General features: G+C 28.1%; 7 protein-coding genes and 1 riboswitch. All 7 genes read left to right on the forward strand.

Translation table 11 applies throughout. The features are described from left to right. Positions 1-132: 132 nt before the first annotated feature. The 7 genes from HUJ77_RS08385 (at position 133) to HUJ77_RS08415 (ending at position 6,361) form a co-directional block, all read left to right on the forward strand. Positions 133-285 (forward strand): hypothetical protein, encoded by a 153-nt coding sequence (locus HUJ77_RS08385; protein ID WP_291708131.1) that lies wholly within the window; start codon positions 133-135, stop codon positions 283-285. A gap of 54 nt (positions 286-339) precedes the next feature. Beyond that, a riboswitch (cobalamin riboswitch) is annotated at positions 340-516 on the forward strand. Positions 517-682: 166 nt separating this feature from the next. Continuing rightward, positions 683-1,600: an ABC transporter substrate-binding protein gene (locus tag HUJ77_RS08390; RefSeq protein ID WP_291708132.1), complete on the forward strand. Its 918-nt coding sequence runs from the start codon at positions 683-685 to the stop codon at positions 1,598-1,600. Further along, entirely contained in the window at positions 1,587-2,621 is a 1,035-nt protein-coding gene (locus tag HUJ77_RS08395) for an iron ABC transporter permease (RefSeq protein WP_291708133.1), read from the forward strand. Before HUJ77_RS08390 ends, HUJ77_RS08395 begins: the two co-directional genes overlap by 14 nt. 8 nt (positions 2,622-2,629) lie before the next feature. Beyond that, positions 2,630-3,385, forward strand: a complete 756-nt coding sequence (locus HUJ77_RS08400; RefSeq protein WP_291708134.1) for an ABC transporter ATP-binding protein — start codon at positions 2,630-2,632, stop codon at positions 3,383-3,385. A 3-nt stretch (positions 3,386-3,388) separates the two neighbouring features. Further along, on the forward strand, positions 3,389-4,054 hold the full coding sequence (locus tag HUJ77_RS08405; RefSeq protein WP_291708135.1) for a diphthine--ammonia ligase: 666 nt from the start codon (positions 3,389-3,391) through the stop codon (positions 4,052-4,054). Beyond that, the gene (locus HUJ77_RS08410) at positions 4,047-5,540 is read left to right on the forward strand and encodes a cobyric acid synthase (protein ID WP_291708136.1); all 1,494 of its coding nucleotides are present in this window, start codon (positions 4,047-4,049) and stop codon (positions 5,538-5,540) included. The genes HUJ77_RS08405 and HUJ77_RS08410 overlap by 8 nt, the downstream gene beginning before the upstream one ends. A gap of 113 nt (positions 5,541-5,653) precedes the next feature. Continuing rightward, entirely contained in the window at positions 5,654-6,361 is a 708-nt protein-coding gene (locus tag HUJ77_RS08415) for a phosphatase PAP2 family protein (protein WP_291708137.1), read from the forward strand. Positions 6,362-6,611 lie beyond the last annotated feature (250 nt).

Below are 6,611 nucleotides of genomic sequence, written 5' to 3' on the forward strand. Positions count from 1 at the left end.
TAATATATTGATAAAACTATTTCATATATTAAAGAGGAGAAAGAGTACTTATTTAAAGAGTTAAATAAATTAAAGGATATAAAAGTTTTTAAGCCTTCTGTTAACTTTATAATGTTTAAATTAGAAAAAGAGATGGATTTAAAATTAGAACTTATGAAGAGAAATATCATTATAAGAAGCTGTAATAACTATAAGGGATTAAATGACAATTATTATAGAGTTGCAGTAAGAAAAAGAGAAGAAAATAAAAAATTAATTCAAGCACTAAAAAGTGTTATCAAATAGAATATTATAATTGACATATTATATGATTAATAATATAATTCTAAATGAAATTTAAGCTATATAACTATATAAGGTGCTTTTTTAAGCTTAATAGGGAATCAGGTACAATCCTGAGCTACCCCAGTAACCGTGATATGGACGAAATCTATGTATACCACTGCTTTTTTGCGGGAAGGTTAGAGAGTAGGATGAAGTAAAGCCGGGAGACCTACCTTTTATGGGAAAACTATTATCTTCTGAGGGTGGGATAATAGGAGTACTAATATAGTTTTGAGTTATATTTTATAATTCAAAATTATTAATAAGTATTTTAGGGCATACTCTTAGTATGTCTTTTTTATTTTGTAAAAATATTATTTGCAAAATAGCCCTAATAAAAAAATTAGGAGGATTAATTATGAAAAAAGGAAGTAAAATTCTTTCATTAGTGTTTGCTATGATGTTTTCTTTAGCATTATTTACTGGTTGTACAAACACTACAAAAAATATGACAGATAGGGAAGGTAATGAATTTACTTTACCTAAGAAGATTGAAAAAATAATATCAACAGCACCATCTAATACAGAGGTTTTAGTTGCACTTGGACTTTCTGATAAGCTTGTTGCTATTGATAAGTATTCAGCAGATGTGGAAGGTGTTAATACTGATTTACCACAAATTGATTTTAGAAATCCAGATATAGAAACTATAATTTCTTTACAACCAGACATAATTATTGCATCAGGACATAATAAAGCTGGTGAAGAAGATCCATTTAAATTAGTTAAAGAGGCTGGAATACCAGTAGTATATATTCCAAGTAGCTATAGCATTGATGGAATTTATGGAGATATAGAATTCATTGCTGAAGTAACTAAAACTGAACAGCAAGGAAAAGAAATAGTTGAAAATATGAAAAAGGAAGTTGAAGAAATAAAGGGTATAGGAGAAAAAATAACTAATAAGAAAAAAGTATATTTTGAAATTGGTTCAACTCCTAGTTTATATAGCTTTGGTAAAGATACTTTCTTAAACGAAATGATTCAAATAATTGGAGCAGAGAATATATTTGGAAATGAAGATTCTTGGATATCACCTACACCAGAATCAGTAATAGCTGCAAATCCAGATGTAATACTAACAAATGTTCCAGAAATTAATGGAATTAGTGCTACAGATGAAATAAAAAGCCGTGAAGGATGGGATAGTTTAACTGCAGTTAAAGAAAATCAAATCTATGAAATAGATAAGAATTCTTCTTCAAGACCTTCACAAAATGTTATTAAAGCTTTAAAGGAAATGGCTAAGGCTATTTACCCAAATGAGTATAAATAGAGATAAAAAAATTAAGTCATTGATGATACTATCAGTGCCATTAGTATTTTTAATAATTTGTATTGGAACTTCCATTGGAAGTTCCAATATTAGCATTATGGATATTATATCAATAATTGTACATAAATTATTTAATATTAAATTATTAGATGGCATTGAAGCTAAAGATGTTGCAATAATATGGAATATAAGATTACCTAGAGTTTTATTAGCCTTTTGTATTGGTGGAGCTCTAGCAGCTAGTGGCGCAGTAACACAATCTGTATTAAAGAACCCATTAGCCTCTCCATATACATTAGGAGTATCATCAGGGGCTTCACTAGGTGTAGGACTTTTAATTGTTTCAGGAACTACTATCCCTTTCCTTGGAAACTTTTCATTACCCCTAGTAGGATTTTTATGTAGTTTCTTCACAATGATTATAGTGTTAGCTTTTGCTAGCAAAGTTGATAAAAAACTTTCTAATACAACTATTATCTTAACAGGAATGGTATTTTCATTATTCTTTAATGCCGCCTTAACAACTTTAACAGCATTGTTTACAAGGAAAATGGAAGCAATAACTTTGTGGCAAATGGGATCATTTTCAATGAGAGGCTGGAGTTATCTTAAAGCTGGATTTCCGTTTTTTTTAGTTGGAATAATATGTATTATGGCATTTGTTAAAGAAATGGATGTTTTAACCTTTGGAGAAGAACAAGCCAAAGCTATAGGAGTAGAGGCAGAAAGAGTTAAAAAGTTTCTATTTATTTATGTGGCTATATTAACAGGAGCCGCTGTTTCTATTAGTGGTACCATAGGCTTTGTAGATTTAATAGCGCCACATATAGTAAGAAAAGTTTTTGGCTCAAAGCATGCTTATGTTATACCAATGTCAGTAGTTTTTGGTGGTTGTCTTATGATAATTACTGATTTAATAGCAAGAACTATTATAATTCCTTCAGAATTGCCTGTAGGAGCAGTAACTGCAATGATAGGGGCACCATTCTTTGCATACCTATATTTTAAAAAGTCAAAGTAGGTGATTAAATGTTAGAAGTTAAAAATATATATTGTGGTTATGATGAAGAAGATATAGTAAAAGATATTAGTTTTAAAGTTAATAGAGGGGAAAATATTTGCATAGTTGGACCTAATGGATGTGGAAAGAGTACTCTTTTAAAGGCCATAGCAAATTTAATTTCTTTTAGAGGAAATGTATTGCTAGATGGAATAGATACATCCTTACTAAAAAGAAAAGAATTAGCTACAAAGGTTTCTTTAATGACACAAAGTTCAAATATTTTATTTCCTTATACTATATATGAAACTGTTTCTCTAGGAAGATATGCTCACTTAAATGGAGTATTTTCAAGACTTAGTAAAAATGACGAAGAAATAATAAATAAAAGCTTAGATAAGGTTGGTATTTTAGATATTAAAGATAAATTAATTAGTGAATTATCTGGTGGACAATTGCAGAGAGTTTTTTTAGCTAGAGCCTTTGCTCAAGAGCCAGATGTTATTTTATTAGATGAACCAACTAATCATTTAGACTTAAGATATCAAATAGAAATATTAGACTATCTAAAGCTTTGGGCAAAGGAAAATAATAAAATAGTTGTTGCTGTTTTACATGATTTAAACCTAGTTCAAAACTTTGGAGATAAGGTTTTAATGATTAAGGATGGAATTCTTATTAATAATGGAGATACTAGAGAAGTTTTAAATGGCAGAGACTTAGAAGAAGTATATGGAATAGATATAAAATCCTTTATGCTTAGAACATTAAATAAATGGAGGTAAATTATGAGTAAGAAGTTTGTTATGTCATATAGCTGTGGAAAAGATAGTACACTAGCATTATATAGAATGATAAAAAGTGGACATAAGCCAGTTGCTTTGCTTATAACTGTAGATAAAAAAGTATTAAGGTCTTGGTTCCATGGTGTACCGCAGGATTTATTAGAAGAGGTTTCAAAATCTTTAAACATACCATTACTATTAGTAAAATGTGAAGGTGAAGAATATAAGGATGCTTTTAATAAGGCTTTAAAAAAGGCTAAAGATGAATTAGGAGCAGAAGCTTGTGTATTTGGAGATATAGATTTAGAAGCTCATAGAGTTTGGTGTACTGATAGATGCAATGAAGCTAATATGGAAGCAATTTTCCCATTATGGCTTGAAAATAGAGAAAAGTTGACTTTTGAGTTTATAGATAGTGGATTTAAGACAGTTATTAAGAATGTAAGGCTAGATGTATTATCAACAGATTTTCTAGGAAAGCAATTAACTAAAAAAGTGGTTTCAGATATAGTGGCTTCAGGTTCTGATGCTTGTGGAGAAAATGGAGAATATCATACCTTTGCTTTTGATGGACCCTTATTTAAGTATCCAATTAAATTCAAAGAAAATGGTGTTATTACAAATGAAACCCATGGATTTTTAGATATAGTAGGTATTATTAATGAGTAAGAGTATAATGCTGCTTGGAACAGCCTCTTCAGTTGGTAAAAGTACTATAGCTACAGCCATTTGCAGATATTTTAAGAATGCAGGTATGAGGGTTGCCCCTTTTAAAGCTCTAAATATTTCTTTAAACTCCTATGTAACTGAAGAAGGTCTTGAAATGGGGAGAGCCCAAGTTGTCCAAGCTGAGGCTTGTGAAATAAAACCAAGAGCCTGTATGAATCCAGTATTATTAAAGCCTAGTGGAAATATGCAGACACAAGTTATTGTTAATGGAAAGGTAAAATGTAATATTGATTCATATAAATATAAAGAGCTTAACAAGGAGTTAAAAGAAGTAGTTAAAGATACATATAAAGAAATATCAAAAGAATATGATTTAATGGTTTTAGAAGGCTCTGGAAGCTGTGCTGAAATTAATTTGAGGGAAAGCGATATAGCCAATATGCATATGGCAAAGGTAAGTAATTCCCCAGTGATTTTAGTAGCAGATATAGATAGGGGGGGAGTCTTTGCTTCTGTAGTAGGAACTATAATGCTTTTAGATGAGGAAGAAAGAAATAGAGTAAAGGGTATTATAATTAATAAATTTAGAGGGAGTATGGAATCCTTTAAACCTGCAATGAAACAATTAGAAAAAATTATAAATATCCCAGTACTTGGAGCAATGCCCTATTTTAATTTAGATATAGAAGATGAAGATAGTGTTACTGAAAGAATATCTAATAGTACTAGTGAAAGTAAAGGATTAGATATAGTAGTTATTAGACTACCCTATATGTCTAATTTCACAGATTTTAATGCTTTAAGTAGATTAGAAAATGTATCTATAAGATATGTAAATACATTAAAGGAAATTGGAAATCCACATGTATTAATAATTCCTGGAAGTAAAAATACTATTGAAGATATTAGGTTCTTAAAAGAAAAAGGGCTATATAACGAGATAGTTACTTTAGAAAAAAGAGGTACGACTATCTTAGGAATTTGTGGTGGCTATCAGATGATGGGAAGTGTTATTATAGATGATTTAGGTGTTGAAGGGGAAAAAAGAATTGAAAAGGGCTTTGGGTTTTTACCATTAACAACTAGGTTTAATAAAGAAAAGATAACAAAGCAGTCTTCTGGAAGAATTACTTCAAATAAAATTAAAGAAATCAATAACATAGAAGTTTTTGGATATGAAATACATAATGGAGAAACTTTAGTAACTAATGAGAATAATATATTTATTGAGTTAAGTAATGGAGAAATAGCAGGGGCTATAAATGATAAAGGAAATGTAATTGGAACCTATATACATGGGATTTTTGATAATGGGGATTTTATTAAGTACTTTATAAAAAGCTTATTAGTTAAAAATAATCTTATGGATGATTATAATGAAATTAGTACTTACAAAGAATATAAGCTTAGAGAATTAGATAAATTATCAAAAATATTAGAAGAAAATATTAATATGGAAAAAGTTAAAGAAATTCTTAATATATAGGGTAAACCTTATAAATTTCTTAAAAATAAAAAAAAATTAGCACAATATAATCTATATATTGTAAAATATATGTATTAGAAAAAAATAAATAAGACATAAAATGAGGTGGTTTTATGAGAAACTTTATTAAAAATATTATCCTTAAGTATAATATAAATGAAATAAAGTGGCTAGATTTAACTTGGTTTATTATTTTGCCAATAATAAATATTAATTATGTAGTAGCAGGAGCATTAGCTAAGAGTGGAAAAGATCTTTCTTTAACTCTAGACAAAGAAATACCTTATGTATCTGCATTTATTTTTCCGTACGTATATTGGTATGCTTTTGTTTTCTTTGGACTAATATTTATTTTATCTAAGGATAGAAAGAGATATTTTAAAGCTCTTATGATAATTTATATAAGTATGTGTATTTGCTATTTATTCTATTATTTATATCCAGTAGAGATATCAAGACCTATAATTGATAATAACACATTACCTAATAGATTAGTTAATTTAATATATGAAGCTGATAGACCTTTTAATTGTTTTCCTTCGATTCACGTCTTAAACACATATATTATTATTAGGTTTACAAAGATTAAAGATAATAAATCATGGTTTATTTATACCAATATAATAGGTATATTAATAATCTTATCTACATTATTTATAAAACAACATTTTATTGTAGATGGAGTTGCAGCAATTATTATTGCTGAAATTGTTATTATTGCAACTAAAAAAATAGAGGACAAGTATATAGAAAAAGCTTTAAACTTGCCATATAATATTGTAACTAGAATAAAAAAGAAAATAGATATACCTATAAATTAAAATGAAAATTAAATAAGATTAATATATGAGATGGAAGTAATTAGATTAAATTACTCCCATCTTTTACATTTTTAATATAAAATTACTGGAAAATTTACATAAAGTATTTACAAATAATAATAATTATTATATAATAAAAGCACCGAAAAAATAAATTCTATATATATTGATAATTTAGGAGGAGTTCATTAATGAAAAAATTTGTTTGTACAATATGTGGATATGTATATGAAGGAGAAGCTGCACCAGC

This window comes from Clostridium sp., assembly GCF_021443865.1.
Classification (GTDB): Bacteria; Bacillota; Clostridia; order Clostridiales; family Clostridiaceae; genus Clostridium.

Excerpts from the sequence above, each read along its gene's own strand:
- HUJ77_RS08385 (WP_291708131.1), top strand. The coding sequence starts at position 133 with ATGGATTTAAAATTAGAACTTATGAAGAGAAATATCATTATAAGAAGC.
- HUJ77_RS08390 (WP_291708132.1), top strand. The coding sequence starts at position 683 with ATGAAAAAAGGAAGTAAAATTCTTTCATTAGTGTTTGCTATGATGTTT.
- HUJ77_RS08395 (WP_291708133.1), top strand. The coding sequence starts at position 1,587 with ATGAGTATAAATAGAGATAAAAAAATTAAGTCATTGATGATACTATCA.
- HUJ77_RS08400 (WP_291708134.1), top strand. The coding sequence starts at position 2,630 with ATGTTAGAAGTTAAAAATATATATTGTGGTTATGATGAAGAAGATATA.
- HUJ77_RS08405 (WP_291708135.1), top strand. The coding sequence starts at position 3,389 with ATGAGTAAGAAGTTTGTTATGTCATATAGCTGTGGAAAAGATAGTACA.
- HUJ77_RS08410 (WP_291708136.1), top strand. The coding sequence starts at position 4,047 with ATGAGTAAGAGTATAATGCTGCTTGGAACAGCCTCTTCAGTTGGTAAA.
- HUJ77_RS08415 (WP_291708137.1), top strand. The coding sequence starts at position 5,654 with ATGAGAAACTTTATTAAAAATATTATCCTTAAGTATAATATAAATGAA.